General features: G+C 38.5%; 16 protein-coding genes. 3 read left to right on the forward strand and 13 right to left on the reverse strand.

What is annotated here, in order from left to right:
* Nucleotides 1-14: 14 nt before the first annotated feature.
* From rsmA to N7931_RS05535, 4 genes are read right to left on the reverse strand one after another with little or no spacing between them, the layout of a single operon-like run.
* Nucleotides 15-809: a 16S rRNA (adenine(1518)-N(6)/adenine(1519)-N(6))-dimethyltransferase RsmA gene (gene rsmA, locus N7931_RS05520; RefSeq protein WP_262792517.1), complete on the reverse strand. Its 795-nt coding sequence runs from the start codon at nucleotides 807-809 to the stop codon at nucleotides 15-17.
* Nucleotides 799-1791 (reverse strand): 4-hydroxythreonine-4-phosphate dehydrogenase PdxA, encoded by a 993-nt coding sequence (pdxA, locus tag N7931_RS05525; RefSeq protein ID WP_262792518.1) that lies wholly within the window; start codon nucleotides 1789-1791, stop codon nucleotides 799-801. Before pdxA ends, rsmA begins: the two co-directional genes overlap by 11 nt.
* Nucleotides 1791-3089 carry a peptidylprolyl isomerase SurA gene (gene surA, locus N7931_RS05530; RefSeq protein WP_262792519.1) on the reverse strand — a complete coding sequence of 433 codons (1299 nt, stop codon included), beginning with the start codon at nucleotides 3087-3089 and terminating at the stop codon, nucleotides 1791-1793. The genes pdxA and surA overlap by 1 nt, the downstream gene beginning before the upstream one ends.
* A 7-nt stretch (nucleotides 3090-3096) precedes the next feature.
* Nucleotides 3097-5403: an LPS-assembly protein LptD gene (locus N7931_RS05535; RefSeq protein WP_262792520.1), complete on the reverse strand. Its 2307-nt coding sequence runs from the start codon at nucleotides 5401-5403 to the stop codon at nucleotides 3097-3099.
* Nucleotides 5404-5595: 192 nt separating this feature from the next.
* On the opposite strand from N7931_RS05535, the gene N7931_RS05540 reads away from it, so the two are divergent.
* Genes N7931_RS05540 through djlA form a run of 3 tightly spaced genes read left to right on the forward strand, consistent with a single transcriptional unit; the run spans nucleotide 5596 to nucleotide 8144 of the window.
* A complete protein-coding gene (locus N7931_RS05540; RefSeq protein ID WP_262792522.1) occupies nucleotides 5596-6615 on the forward strand; it encodes an aminoglycoside phosphotransferase family protein in 1020 nt (339 codons plus the stop codon).
* A gap of 22 nt (nucleotides 6616-6637) precedes the next feature.
* Nucleotides 6638-7330 carry an N-acetylmuramate alpha-1-phosphate uridylyltransferase MurU gene (gene murU / locus N7931_RS05545; RefSeq protein WP_262792523.1) on the forward strand — a complete coding sequence of 231 codons (693 nt, stop codon included), beginning with the start codon at nucleotides 6638-6640 and terminating at the stop codon, nucleotides 7328-7330.
* Nucleotides 7317-8144 (forward strand): co-chaperone DjlA, encoded by an 828-nt coding sequence (djlA, locus tag N7931_RS05550; RefSeq protein WP_262792524.1) that lies wholly within the window; start codon nucleotides 7317-7319, stop codon nucleotides 8142-8144. Before murU ends, djlA begins: the two co-directional genes overlap by 14 nt.
* 17 nt (nucleotides 8145-8161) lie before the next feature.
* Here djlA and N7931_RS05555 read toward each other — a convergent pair whose 3' ends face one another.
* The 9 genes from N7931_RS05555 to N7931_RS05595 all read right to left on the reverse strand — a co-directional run bounded on the left by N7931_RS05555 (nucleotide 8162) and on the right by N7931_RS05595 (nucleotide 14412).
* Nucleotides 8162-8302, reverse strand: coding sequence for a hypothetical protein (locus N7931_RS05555; RefSeq protein WP_262792525.1), 141 nt, complete (start codon nucleotides 8300-8302; stop codon nucleotides 8162-8164).
* Between the two features lie 40 nt (nucleotides 8303-8342).
* Complete coding sequence (locus tag N7931_RS05560) at nucleotides 8343-9044, reverse strand: HAD-IA family hydrolase (protein ID WP_262792526.1); 702 nt, start codon at nucleotides 9042-9044, stop codon at nucleotides 8343-8345.
* Between the two features lie 305 nt (nucleotides 9045-9349).
* Nucleotides 9350-9820 (reverse strand): Dps family protein, encoded by a 471-nt coding sequence (locus tag N7931_RS05565; protein ID WP_262792527.1) that lies wholly within the window; start codon nucleotides 9818-9820, stop codon nucleotides 9350-9352.
* A gap of 173 nt (nucleotides 9821-9993) precedes the next feature.
* Nucleotides 9994-10275: a hypothetical protein gene (locus N7931_RS05570; RefSeq protein ID WP_262792528.1), complete on the reverse strand. Its 282-nt coding sequence runs from the start codon at nucleotides 10273-10275 to the stop codon at nucleotides 9994-9996.
* A 42-nt stretch (nucleotides 10276-10317) separates the two neighbouring features.
* Nucleotides 10318-10494: a DUF1328 domain-containing protein gene (locus tag N7931_RS05575; protein ID WP_262792529.1), complete on the reverse strand. Its 177-nt coding sequence runs from the start codon at nucleotides 10492-10494 to the stop codon at nucleotides 10318-10320.
* A gap of 244 nt (nucleotides 10495-10738) precedes the next feature.
* A complete protein-coding gene (locus N7931_RS05580; protein WP_262792530.1) occupies nucleotides 10739-11650 on the reverse strand; it encodes a tyrosine recombinase XerC in 912 nt (303 codons plus the stop codon).
* Nucleotides 11647-12351 carry a DUF484 family protein gene (locus tag N7931_RS05585; protein WP_262792532.1) on the reverse strand — a complete coding sequence of 235 codons (705 nt, stop codon included), beginning with the start codon at nucleotides 12349-12351 and terminating at the stop codon, nucleotides 11647-11649. Before N7931_RS05585 ends, N7931_RS05580 begins: the two co-directional genes overlap by 4 nt.
* Complete coding sequence (dapF, locus tag N7931_RS05590; RefSeq protein WP_262792533.1) at nucleotides 12348-13178, reverse strand: diaminopimelate epimerase; 831 nt, start codon at nucleotides 13176-13178, stop codon at nucleotides 12348-12350. The genes N7931_RS05585 and dapF overlap by 4 nt, the downstream gene beginning before the upstream one ends.
* A gap of 112 nt (nucleotides 13179-13290) precedes the next feature.
* Entirely contained in the window at nucleotides 13291-14412 is a 1122-nt protein-coding gene (locus tag N7931_RS05595) for a TIGR02281 family clan AA aspartic protease (protein ID WP_262792535.1), read from the reverse strand.
* Nucleotides 14413-14491: the final 79 nt, after the last annotated feature.

A 14491-nucleotide genomic window follows, 5' to 3' on the forward strand; every position in this document is an offset into this window, starting at 1 on the left:
TTTTGAATTCTTAACTACTTTTGGCTGACAAATTGAGCAATAGCGATAAACTCATCCAGAGTTAAAGACTCTGCCCGTAAAGTTGGATTTAACCCCAGAGTTTCAAAATCTGCAACGTCTAATACATCTTTTAAGCTATTACGAATGGTTTTACGTCTTTGATTAAAGGCGGCACTGGCGACTTTTTCTAAAGTTTTAGTATCAACATCAGCGCGAACTTGTTTTGGCATTAATCGCACAACGGCAGACTCCACCTTAGGCGCTGGCGTAAAACAATTAGGGTCAACTGCCACAACCGGCTCTGCATCACAATAATATTGTGTCATCACACTGAGTTTGCCAAACGCTTTACTACCAGGTTCAGCACACATGCGATCAACTACTTCTTTTTGCAACATAAAATGCATGTCCGAAATTTGGTCACAAAACTCAAATAAATGAAACAGCAAAGGAGTTGAAATATTGTACGGCAGGTTGCCAAACAACTTCATTTTTTTATCGCCAGTTATCAACTGAGCAAAATCAAATTTCATTGCATCAGCCTGATAAACCGTTAGTTTACGTTTAAGTAATTGATCTTCTTCAAAACGCTGCACTAAGTCTCGGTCAAGCTCAACAACATTTAAGTGTTCAACTTGCTCCATTACCGGAAACGTTAACGCCCCTAAACCCGGCCCAATTTCAACCATTACAAAGTTATCATCCGGTGCAATTGCATCAACAATTTCACCAATAATATAGTCATCGGTTAAAAAGTTCTGACCAAAACGTTTTCTGGCTCTGTGCCCTAAATGTACTTTATCTGTCATGTTTTGAACGTTCCGCCAGCGTAATTGCTTCGTTTAATGCCACTAAAAAGCTACCCTCTTCTGCCAATCCTGTACCGGCTAAATCTAAAGCGGTACCGTGATCAACCGAAGTTCGGATAAAAGGCAAACCTAAAGTAATATTAACCGCTTTGCCAAACCCTTTATATTTCAACACAGTTAAACCCTGATCATGATACATAGATAATACTGCATCAGCATGTTGCAGGTATTTATCTTGAAATAAGGTATCTGCCGGCAGCGGGCCAACAATATTCATACCGCGGCTACGCAATTCATCTAATGCGGGGGTGATGGTTGTTAGTTCTTCTGTACCTAAGTGACCATCTTCGCCCGCGTGGGGATTTAACCCACATACATAAATAGTTGGTTTATCAAGACCAAATTTAGACTGGAGTTCACTGTGCAATATTTCAGTGACTTTTATTACTCTGTCATAAGTAATTGCTTTAGATACATAAGCCAGCGGGATATGAGTTGTCATTAGTGCAACTCGCAATCCTTCGGTTGCCAGCATCATAACAACATCAGCCGTATTCGACTCACTAGCAAAAAACTCGGTATGCCCGCTAAAAGAAATCCCTGATTTGTTAATAATGCCTTTGTTGACCGGCCCGGTCACAATAGCAGCAAACTCACCATCCATATTCTTTTGACAAGCAATGCGCATGGTTTCAACAACATACTGGCCATTTTTAGCATTCAACTCGCCACAAACAACAGGCGCTTTTAGCTCCACTGGTAAAATGGTTAGAGTGCCTTTTTTCTGTGGCAAGGCTGCTTGATTTGGATCATAAGTAATTAGCTCAATATCCAAACCTAATTTTTCTGCCCGTTCACGTAAAAGCTGCTCAGAACAAACAGCAATAAGCTGAGCAGGCCAGTCGTACTGGGCTATTTTTAATACTAAATCAGGGCCAATACCAGCAGGTTCACCCGGTGTAATTGCAATTCTAAAAGTCATTAATTGTTGTTACCTAAAATCTCGATATAAGCCTGATCGCGAATTTCTCTAATCCATGCTTCGGCTTCTTCATTAAATTTACGGTTAAACAGCATACGGTAAGCATTATCCTGATAAGCAGATTCTGTCGCGTCTTGCGTTCGGCGATCAAGTAATTGCACTATGTGCCAGCCATGTGCTGTTTTAAATGGTTTTGAATATTCGCCCGGCTCTAATTCAGCCAAAGCATTTTTAAATTCAGGAACATACATTGACGGATCAGCCCAGCCCAGTTCACCACCTTTTACCGCTGAACCAGGGTCTTCTGAGTATTCTTTAGCGAGTTCGGCAAAATCTGCGTCACCGGCTTTTACGTCAATTAAAAATTTGCTCAGCATATTTTTAGCTTTTTCATCACTCACAATAATCGATGGTTTAACTAAGATATGACGGGCGCTTACTTCTTTAACTTCAACAGATTGGCGACCACGGATGTCAAAGATTTTCAAAATATGGAAACCCGCACCACTTCTAATCGGACCAATAATCGCGTCTTTTTTCTGATCTACGACCGCTTCGGCAAATAAGGTTGGCATTTCGTTTACGTTCATCCAACCTAAATCACCACCATCTAAAGCTCTCGCACCAGATGACGCACCAATCGCAACTTTTTTAAAGTCGCTGTCTTCTTCTTTTAACAGCGCTAATACTTTTTCAGCGCGAGTTTTGCTGTTTTCAATTTCATCGGCAGTCGCATCTGACGGTAAACCAATTAAGATATGGCCTAGATTATATTCTTCGTTTTTCTGCCCACGCTCTTTTAATAAAGTAACTAAACCTTCAATTTCCTGCGGTGATACATAAATACGTCTTGATACCATAGCGCGGCGAACTTCGCTTGCGGTTAATTCCTGACGAACCTGCTCTAAATAAGATTCATAGTCGCCGCCATTATTAATGATTTGTTGGCGTAAGTTTTCAACTGAAGTATTTTGTTTGGCTGCAATTTCCTGCACAGTTTGTTGCACCTGTGCATCACTGATTTCTAAACCAATACGCTGGGCAAATTGCTGCTGTAACTCATTGGTAATCAAACGTTCAGTTACCTGTACTCGCAAAGCCTGATCTGACGGTAATTCCTGACCGGACTGACTTGCCTGAACTTTTAGCTCTGCCGTCATGGTTTTAATTTCGTTTTCTAAAATTACCCCTTGATTTACAATCACTGCAACTTTATCTAATAACTCTACCGCCTGCGCATTGGTTATGATTATCAAGCTAGCGCATAACATGGTTATCATTTTTTTAATTTGTTTCATGAATCACTCACTGGTTTAAAAAATTAGGAGTTCGGTAGCCGAAAATCCCCGAGTTTAGCACTTTTAGGCCTTGATTGTTACTTTGTCCAAAACCGGTAATGGTAAAGGTAAACATTAGACCTGAATCTCTTTCATCTGTTGGTACTGATGTTTGGCTATCTATCGCAGCTAAATTAGATTTAACTTTAGTTTGCCAGCCAAATTGTAACTGCCAACAACAAGATTCGTATAATAGACCGACTCTGGCTTCAACAGTTCGATCTAGCTTTAAATCTTGATGCATACTAGCAAAGGTTTGCCACTGCGGCGTAATTTCCCACAAGCTGGTTACACCTAATTGCTGAATAGGGTTACCTGAAATATCTTTTACGTACCTGTGGCTTAACTGCAACAGGTGAGTTTCGTTTCTGTGATAATCCACTGTTAACTGGCTTTTTCGGGTTTCTCCCTGCTGGGTGTCAAACTGCAACCCATAATGCAAAAACCAAGTTTTACGAATATCAAAGTCCAGCTCTGCCGCTAATGCAGATTCACCTTTTTCGGTCGTTTGTTTAAAATCAACAAAATCGGTTCGGGACTCTTTTAAATAAAAAATTTGGCCGACACTAAATCTAAACTTTTCCCTGTTTTCGTCACTTAATAAACGGGTTGTCATCCCCAGCGTAACTTGATTCGACTCAGGTATTCTGTCAATGCCGCTAAAACGATTTTCTCTAAACAGGCCAAAATAGTCATCCTGCAATAGCGCGGTATCGTATAACCCAATATTAGATTGATCTGTGTATGGCACTCGTAAATATTGCGCTCTGGGCTCAAGCGTTTGTTTCATTGCGCTGCCAAACCAGTCCAGCGGTCTTTCTAAAATTAAACGTCCACTGATTCTGAATCTCGGTAAAACACGGCCAATTTGCTCATATTCATCTTGCAGAAGTTGACCGTTTTGTGTTTTTTCCTGAACATATAAAGTAGAGGCGAGTGAACCTTGTGCAATAACTTCCCATGCTGGCCGATAAATTGACCAAGTGACTTTAGGTTCGCTATGAAATCTAAATGCCTCAGTTAACTGGCTATCATCAGACTGAAACCAAGCAAATTCAGCCGGTAAATCCACCGACCAATATTCGTCATCAACTAAACCACCGTACCAAAACTGCATTTCAGGCAAAGTACGGTATGGCTGGGTATGCTGACCAAATACCTCAAAATCTCTTACCGTTAAATCAAACGACCAATCTTCATGTTGCTGGTAGAGTTTAATATATCGCTCAACATGCGTATCAACCTGACTATAATCCTGAAATCCCAAATCGCTGATATAACCATCATCGCTTAGCAACATAATATCAATGTCGCTTTTCCAGCTTTGGTAAACATCTGCTTGATGTAGCCAGCGAATTGCGCTTCGGGTTTTGCTATTGTTATTACCGCTATCCTGATCAGGCTCAAAGGCTTTATCGTAAGACATCCATTCCATATAAAATTCGCCCTGATAATTAGGTTGCAAGTATCTGAACTCAGTTCCTAATTGGCCGCCACGCTCTGTCATCATCCGAGGCGATAAAGTTAAATCAAAATTTTCAGCGATATTCCAATAATATGGCGTGGTTAAGTCAAATCCTCTTTGACTCGACGTTGATACACTTGGATATAACAAGCCAGATTTACGTTTATCACTTAACGGGAAAGAAAAATAAGGCAAATATAAAACCGGCACTTCAAATACTTCAATCCGACTGTGCCATGCCTCACCCCATTCTTCATCCATAGATAATTTAATTTCGCTAGAAATAAGTTGCCAGTCTGGCGCATTTTGAGGAGGGCAATTGGTAAAGTCTGCATTTTTTAATTCAATGCTTTTATTTTTTTGATCAACTCGAAAAATTTCAGCCTGCCCGTGGCCTAAAAAGTTAGCTAACTGATATTTTGATTGATTCAGTTGCACAGCGGAGGCATCAATTTCTGCTTGTAAAGATTCACTATAAACTTTGGTGCCGCCGCTTGAAAATACAATGCCGCCAGAAGCTGTCATGGTATTTCTATCATTGGAAATTTGGGCGGAATCTGCCGTAATTGAATTGGTTCCCTGAATAATACTGACTTCACCAAAAAACTGAGCTGAGCTATCTAAACCAACTTCGGTTCTGTCAGATACAATCATCAAAGATTGATCATTTGTTTTAAATGATGACCATAATCCCGGCACATCATCATGCTCAGATTCGTCACCCAACTCAACAGCTTGATAGCATTGCAACTGGGCCGCAACTAACGGCGGGCAAAATAAAAAAATAAAAGTGGCTAAAATACGGATCACAAAAATAAAAACCAAATTCAAAAAATTGAGGAATTGTCCTAAAACCGACTCACGCAACTTACTTAAAACCATTCAAAGCGGTATGATAAAACAAAATACCTCGCTCGGCTATTTTTAAACCCGCTTATATTGGGCTTAAATAGCGATAAAATGAGAAAATAAAACAATATTTCACAAATTTGAAAAAACTATATGGAACAAAAAAGCTTACGCGAGCAATGCCTTTATCAATGGGTAAACCAGCAGCTCAACAATTATGAACAAGCTTGTCAATTTGAGTTGATTTCCGGTGATGCCAGTTTCAGGCGTTATTATAGAGTCACTCAGAATAATCAATATTTTATTGCAGTAGATGCTCCTCCTGCTACAGAAAACAATCCATTATTTATTGAGTTAGCTCAAATTCTGCACCAGCATGATATTGCGACACCAGAGATAATAGCCGCAGATTTAACTCAAGGGTTTATGTTGCAATCTGATTTAGGTGATTTGCATCTTGCCAATATTATTAATGCAGGCAACTATTCCAGCTTATACCCTTTACTTTGGTCTAGCATTTATAAAATACAAAACATAAGTAAAAACTTACTTACTTCAATAGACAAATATAACAAAGCTTTTGTATTAACTGAACTCGCTATATTTTCAGACTGGTTTGTTGAGCACTATTTGGCTCATTCACTCACCAACGATGAAAAAAAGTTACTGGAAGAAACCAATTTATTTTTAACCCAACAATTTTTAAGCCAACCTCAAGTTGCCGTACACAGAGATTTTCATTCTCGTAATATTATGCTCAAAGCAGGCGATATTAATCAGCCATTAATCATTGATTTTCAAGGTATGTTAATTGGCCCAATCTGCTATGACTTAGTATCACTGCTAAAAGATTGTTATTTGGTCTGGCCACAACAGGTTGTAAACCAATTGAGTGAAGATTACAGAAGCCAATATTACCCTAATATTGAAGCTCAACAATGGCAAACTTGGTTTGATTTAACCGGCCTTCAGCGACATTTAAAATGTGCAGGTATTTTTACCCGTTTAGCGCTAAGAGACAACAAAACTGGTTATTTAAAACACTTAGCCGATGTGGTTAATTATATCAGGCAAGCTGCGGGACAATATCCAGAACTTAAAGCTTTTTCTGATTGGTTTGATGAAGTGATATACCCTGAATTTATTGCCAAACAAGCGGCTGAAAATAACTAAAAAAGATAAAAGAAGATAACAAATGAAAGCGATGATTCTGGCAGCAGGCAAAGGCACAAGAATGCAGCCGCTCACCCTGAGCCGCCCTAAGCCTTTGCTTGAGGTAAACCACAAAAGCTTAATTGAATATCAAATCGAAGCGCTTGTTAAAGCGGGTATTAGCGATATTATTATTAATCATGCTTATTTGGGTGAACAGATACCAGCAAAATTAGGCAACGGATCAAACTACAATTGCCGGATTCAGTACAGTCCCGAAAAAGTAGATGAGTTTGAAACCGCGGGCGGCATTATCAATGCGCTTCCTTTGTTAGGTAACCAGCCATTTGTTGTCGTTAATGCTGATATTTGGTGTGATTTTAATTATGCCAAATTAACTCAAATAACACTGCATGATAAATTGGCGCATATTGTATTGGTAGATAATCCTGAACATAATTTATCTGGTGACTTTGGCTACCAAAACTATCTTGCCACCCAGCTAAACCAAACTAATAAGAGTTATACATTTTCAGGTATTGCTGTTTACCACCCAGATTTTTTTAATGGTGAACACGAAATGCCATTAGCCTTGGGTAAATTATTGCGAAAAGCGATAAGTTTAGGCAAAGTAAGCGCCGAAATACACAATGGTCAATGGTCAGATATTGGCACACCAGAAAGGTTAGCACAGATAAAACAAAGAGTTGAAAAGGGTTTAAATGAGAAAAAGTAATTGGGGCAAAATTCTGGGGTTAATTTTTGGCTCTATGATGTTTAATATTCCTGGTGCCATTATCGGGTTTATAATCGGCTATTATTTTGACAAAGGCTATGCCCAAGCTTTATCTGACAGCGGTGGTTTTTCAAGCTTAATGCGCCGTAAAGTCAGTTTAAAAAACAGAGCGATTTTCTTTCATAGTTTGTTCTCAATTATGGGGCATATCGCCAAGTCATCCGGCAGAGTAACCGAAAATGATATTGCACTGGCCTCTGTTTTAATGGATAGAATGGGGTTAAATGGTGAATTAAGAAAAGAAGCGCAAACCGCTTATCGAGAAGGTAAACAAGCTCATTTTCCAGTAGAAGAAACCGTTATTGAGTTTAAAAACTATTGTTATGCCCGCCGCGATTTTATGCTGATTTATTTAGAGATCCAAATTCAGGCCGCATTAGCAAATGGCCAGTTGCATCCTAAAGCCCGTGATATTTTATATTCTATTGGGGCTATTCTCGGGTTTAATAAATTAACTATAGATGGCATTATAAAACAAAACGAAGCAAGCACTCACTATCACCAAAAAGGTCGACAAAAAACAGCTCAACCAACTGGCATGAGCTTAAATTATGCCTATCAAATATTAGGTATCAAAGAATCAGATGATGCTAAAACAATCAAAAAAGCTTATAAAAAATTAATGGCTCAACATCACCCAGACAAACTCAGCGCTCAGGGGTTACCGGAACAAGCATTAAAGTTAGCGAAGGAAAAAGCGCAAGATATTCAAGCTGCTTATGAAGCAATTAAACAGCATAAAGGGATAAAATAACCTGAGGGGAATTTATTTTAAGCCAGCGAAAGTGGCATAGCAGCCATTACTTTTTCTGTTTCTATATTGGCTATCTGAGCGGCTTGCTCAACATCTTTCAGTTCGATACAAAGCGTTTTGTAAACAGCCTGATGAAGTAAAGTTGAAAGATATACCATCAGGCGCTAACCTAACTACATTCATAAAATAAGTTTTAACTTAAATTAAACTTAACAAATCCTGCGTATTTGTATATTCAAAGCTAGGTAAAGTTTGTCCTTGAAGTAATTCACCATGCGGATTAAACCAGCCTGCAATCATTTTACTATGCACCGCGCCTTTTACATCTGTGATATGGCTATCGCCCACATGAGCAATATTCTGGGCTGGTAAATTTAATAACTCACACGCTTTTAAAAAAATGCCTTGATCCGGCTTCATTAATAATTCATCTTGCGGGCGAATCACATAATCAAAAATACCACCCAAACCAATTAATTCTGGTTCAGCATTACCATTGGTAATAGCTATTAATGGAATATGTTTTTTGAGTTCCAGTAAAATATCAATACAGTTTTGAGACACCATAAAGTTATTTCTGTGTTGATGAAAATATTCATACGCTTGCAGCGCTTTGCTATTTGCACCACCTACCCCTGAGTTGGTCAATAAATCGGCTAAAAAACGTTTTCTTAACAAAGATACATCATGAGCAATTAATTGGTTTTTAGCGATAAAGTCTGCTTTTTTCTGCTGCCATACTTCAGCATCTAAGTTCAGATAGGCTGAATATTTAGAGTTAAGATAAGCTAACAGGCTAGATTCGGCTTTATTAATAATAGGGACATTATCGTATAAAGTATCATCCAAATCGAAACTGATTGCGCGAATAGCTGGCGGGCGTTTATAAAACTTTAGCATTTGAATACATAGGTTGTTTTACACTAAATCCAGCATAAAGCAGTTTACTCAAAAGCAAAACTAAATTTTTTAAAAAGTTAGGGCCGATTGACATTCGGGGTATAAATTTTGTCCTAACTAAATGCTTGTTAAGCGAGGTGTAGAGTGAAGGCATAATGGATTAAGTCAAACTGCTGCAAAACTGCCCTCAAAAGAGCAGCAGGCCCTAAAATACGGAGTTTAAATTTTGATTTAATTAATATAAAAATTGCCAATAAAAAAGGCAGCTAATTTGCTGCCTTAGTCATCAACTTTAAAATGCGAAATTATTTACGAGTTGCACGTAGCATCCAAGCTGTTTTTTCATGTATACGCATACGGTCTGATACTAATGCCGCAGTTGATTCATCATCACCATCTTGAGCCAATTTTAAAACTTCTCTAGATGTACGAACAACTTGCTCATGGCCTTTAGTTAAAATATCGACCATTTCTTCTGCAGCCGGAACACCGTCAACTTCTTTTACTGAGCTTAATTTTGCAAATTCTTTGTAAGTGCCCGGAGCAACTACATCCAATGTACGAATACGCTCAGCAATATCATCTACAGCTGTCGCTAGCTCTGTATAATGTTCTTCAAACATCAAATGTAATTCACGGAAAGAAGGACCACTCACATTCCAATGGAAGTTATGCGTTTGCAAATAAAGTGTATAAGAATCAGCTAATAAACGTTTTAAACCTTCTGCAATCTGATTACGATTTTCAGTGCTAATACCAATGTTGATATCTGTCATAACTCTTCTATCCTTTTTATTTAAAATCTGAATATATACTTGGGATGCCGATAAAAAGATCAACCCTAGCTAATAAAATAAATAGTTAAATTAAACTCGCTAATTTAAATCAAAAACGTGAATGTACAATTTAACACCCACGTTTTATTAAAAGCTAATTTAACTTACAGATATTAGCAATCTGTATCTTTAGCATTGGCAGACTCTTTTGCATCCTCACATAAGTCTTCAATTTCATTACCAGTATCTTGCATAGCGTCTGCCGCATCATCTTTGAGATCTTCTGCCGCATCTTTAGCATCTTCTGCTGCATCTTTTGTTGCATCAACAGAATCATTCCATGCATCTTTAACATTCTCTTGAGCTGATTCTTTGTCTGAATCTGAGCAGGCAGCTACACCAAGAGTCAGTAAAGTAGATAAAATTAATATTTTTAAATTTGATAACATTTTCATTTTTTAGTCTCCTTGTTAAATTGAATACCGAATCCTTAAAATTTATGGTCTCGGTGCACGCCCTCTAATTGCATTAGCAACCAATGAGATTAGTAATAATACAATAAATACAAAAAACAGAATTTTAGCAATGCCTGCTGCTGCACCAGCTATACCTGAAAAACCTAATACACCAGCAATCAATGCAATAATTAAAAATACAAGACTCCAACCTAACATAATATTTCTCCTTTAAAAATTAGCATAATTAACTGGAACCATTACTGCTTTAAGTTCGAGTTAAATAGGTTAATGCCAGACTTGTGCCAACTTAAAAATAAAATTGCAACCAAATGAAATTTATATAAAAAATAAAATTCACTAAAAGAAAAATTAAGAAAAAGTATAAAACTCATTGTAAAAAATTCAGTAATACTTTCACGTATACTCTGTAATTATTACCACTTAAAGTATTTGTAAGTGACTATTTATCAGATTTGCGTTTTGCTCTGGGATGAGCCTGATCATACACTTTAGCTAAGTGTTCAAAATCAAGGTGGGTATAAATTTGCGTCGTTGATAAATTTTGATGGCCTAATAATTCTTGTACCGCGCGAAGATCTTGACTGCTTTCAAGCATGTGAGTTGCAAAAGAGTGGCGCATTTTATGCGGATTTAAATGCACATTGAGCCCGGTTTTAACTCCGGCTTGTCGAATCCGTTCACGTACGTATCGCGCGCTTAAACGGCTACCTCTGGTACTAATAAATAAAGCTTGGTCGGTATTTGGCTTAATATAGTTTGGGCGAATCGCCAGCCAGTCACTAATTTTATCCAGTGCGGTTTGGGTAACAGGGACAACTCTGTCATTACCACCCTTACCAAATTTTACTTCAAAGGTTTTAGTATCAAATTTAACATGCTTAATATCAGCATTGATGAGTTCTGATAAACGTAACCCTGAGCTGTACAACAGCTCCAACATTGCGTTATCGCGCAAATTAAGCGCCACCTCATTATTGCTGTTGTCTAATAATTGATTAACCTGATCAACATCTAAGTTTTTTGGCAGACGTTTATCTTTTTTAGGTGCACTCACCGCATCCGCCGGATTTAGTGGTAAAGCTTCTTTTTTAACTAAATATTGGCAAAATGAGCGCAATGCAGACAAACGTAGATGAATACTGGCAGATTTAAGTTGAGCCAGCTTAGCCTGACTCAATATTAAACGCACAAACTGAACATCTAATTGGCTCAGTTTTAATTTGGGGTGTTTGCTAAAGATAGCGGTAAGCTGTCGCCGATAAGCATCTAAAGAGTTTTCAGATAACCTTTTTTCGTTATTTAAATAATTGTAAAACGCATCTAAATAATCGACGACTAAAGCTTGGCTCATACCGGCTCAGGTTTTGGCTCTTCAATCGAAAAGTCTAACAATAAACGATTAATCAACTTAACCATAGGTGCTAAAAATAAAGTATCCATATCGCCCTGGAAATGCAGCTCATCAATGCTGCCAAAGGCTAAAATACCCATATCTTTTTGCCCGCCTAACCGAATTAACGCCACTGATTTAATGGCTTGTTCATCGGTAAAAAACAAATCCATTTCCTGTTTTTTTAAGCGACCAAAATAATAATCATCACGCGCCAGCCTTTGCTGCAAAATATCCTGATAAATATTGCGTGGTTCAACTAAATTAGCCGCGTGTTCATCGCTACTGGCAATAAATAAAACGAGTTTCATGCCATCTAACTGAATTTGCTCAAGCAAAATAGCACGCAACAAATAAATCATTTGTTTGCTGTTAGGACACTCCAGCAAAGCCATATATAAATTAATAAATGCTTTGTAGATATGCTCATTTTGTTTAGCGGTTGAAATTAAACGGCTAATGTCTTTTTCTTGCAAAGAAACTTTTTCGCGTAAAACCTGTAGCTGACGTTCCACCAGCGAAACCGTCCCCTGACTGCTATGCGGTAAAACCATCTGGCTTAATAAGTCTGGATGGTTTTTAAAAAAGTCAGGATTCTCTGTTAAATAAGCGACAATATCCGCTTCATTTAAATTAATCAGTGGAATTTGCTGCTCACTCATAAATTAATTTGTCCATCAAAAACATGCTCTGCCGGACCGGTCATTTTGACTGGTGTGCCTTCGCCCTGCCAGCTAATATTCAGTTTGCCGCCCGGTAATTCAACTTCCACCTGATTGGCTAATTTGCCCTGTAAAATACCCACCACAACCGCAGCACAAGCACCAGTACCACAAGCCAACGTTTCACCTGCGCCACGCTCATAAACTCTCAGTTTAATGGCGTTAGGATTTAAAATTTGCATAAAGCCAATATTAGCGCGCTCAGGAAAACGCTCATGGCTTTCAAGCTGCGGACCTAATGTTTCAACCGGAGCAGTAATCACATCATCAACCAATAACACACAATGCGGATTACCCATAGATACTGCCCCAGCTAACACATTATGTTCGCCGGCTTGTAAAAGGTAAGTTTTTTCAGCGCTATTTGCTTTAAACGGAATTTTTTGCGGTTCAAGTTGTGGAACACCCATATTCACAGTGACCTGACCATTGTTTTCAATATATAAAACAATGTTGCCGCTTTGAGTGCTCACCGCAATTTTATTTTTGTTGGTAAGCCCTTTTAAGCGCACAAAGCGGGCAAAGCAACGTGCGCCATTACCACATTGTTGAACTTCGCTGCCATCGGCATTAAAAATCCGGTAGTGAAAATCGATCTCTGGATCATACGGCGCTTCAACCACTAATAATTGGTCAAAACCAATACCAAAGTTTCTGTCGGCTAATTTAGTAATTTGCTCAGGTGAAAAATAAATATTCTGAGTGATGTTATCCACCACCATAAAATCATTGCCTAAGCCGTGCATTTTTGTGAAATTGAGCTGCATTTAGCTTTATTCTTAATCTTAAACTTTCAATCCGTACAAAATACAAATTAATGCGCTAACAGTCGAGCGCTAATCGCAAATATCTCTATTTTTTTGTCATTTTTAATGCGACTTAGTGTTTGGTAAATCTTAAAATGTTTTTTTGCTGATCAATCACAAAAGGGAATTGAGATAAAAAGTTCATCCCAAGTAAACCATCGCTCCCACCAAAAGAGGGTACATCCAGCACCGCCAACTGAAAATCTGCTAATACTTTATTGCCCACCGAAAAATTCTCTATTTCAACTAACTCAGCCTGAGTTAAACCACCGGCAGTCGCCAGCGTTTTATAACCTAACGAGCGATACAATAAAGCAAGGCTGTCAAACTTTGTCCTGCTAATACTGGTAATAGACGCGCCGGTATCTATCATCAACGCGACTCGTTTATTTTGGTTTAAGTTCGCCTGCACAATAAAATGCTCCCCCACTTTAGCCACTGGCACTTGTTCATCTGGCTTTTGCTGCATGTTTGCTAATAATTGATTCGCTTGATGCTGATAATCGGGATCGGCCAACAGATAAATTAATTGCTGCTCAGCTAATTGGAACTCTTTTAACTGAATATAACACTGGCTAATAGCTAACAAATATTCAGGCTGAGTATTGTCGTACCAAACCAGCATTTCTAGGGTTTCGATAAATTGCTGGCACGCCTGCTGAGCTAACACATCCGGCATTAATTTAGCTAATAACTGATAAAGCTTATTTAGCTCTGCTTGCTGCGCGGTTTCAGGAGAAATTTGATTTAACAGCGGATAAATAATATCGGCCGCTTCAGCCAGATTATGCTGATTCAATAGCCAATAATAATGTAATAGTTTTACCTGAATTAAATCGGGCGCGGCAGCCTGCCATTGCTCCAGAAAATTCAAATAAGCCTGAGTTTGTCCCTGATTCAACCAAACTTGCGCTTGTGCTAACCAGTTATCCTGCCAGAGATTGGCTTGTTCAGGATCTTGCTCAAGTAAGGCTTGCCAAAGCCGGATATGATGAGCAATACGCTCCGGTTGGGGTGATAACGTTTTAAGCTCTGTCTGGGCTGGCAGATTTAGCTCAGGCCGCACATTCACTTTAACACCCTGAATTTGTTTGCTTTGTTGCCAAGCATTAAACAGCAACCAATTAGCTACTAACGAAACTGAGCAGATAACCACCAAAATGATACTGATTTTTCGCCAAATCTTATCTTGCATTGTTTAATACCCTTAATCCTTTTTAAACCTGAGATTAAAACAAGCCAAACACTTGATATATCCGGTCTGCGTCCCTATT

This window comes from Catenovulum sp. 2E275, from assembly GCF_025515275.1.
GTDB lineage: Bacteria > Pseudomonadota > Gammaproteobacteria > Enterobacterales > Alteromonadaceae > Catenovulum.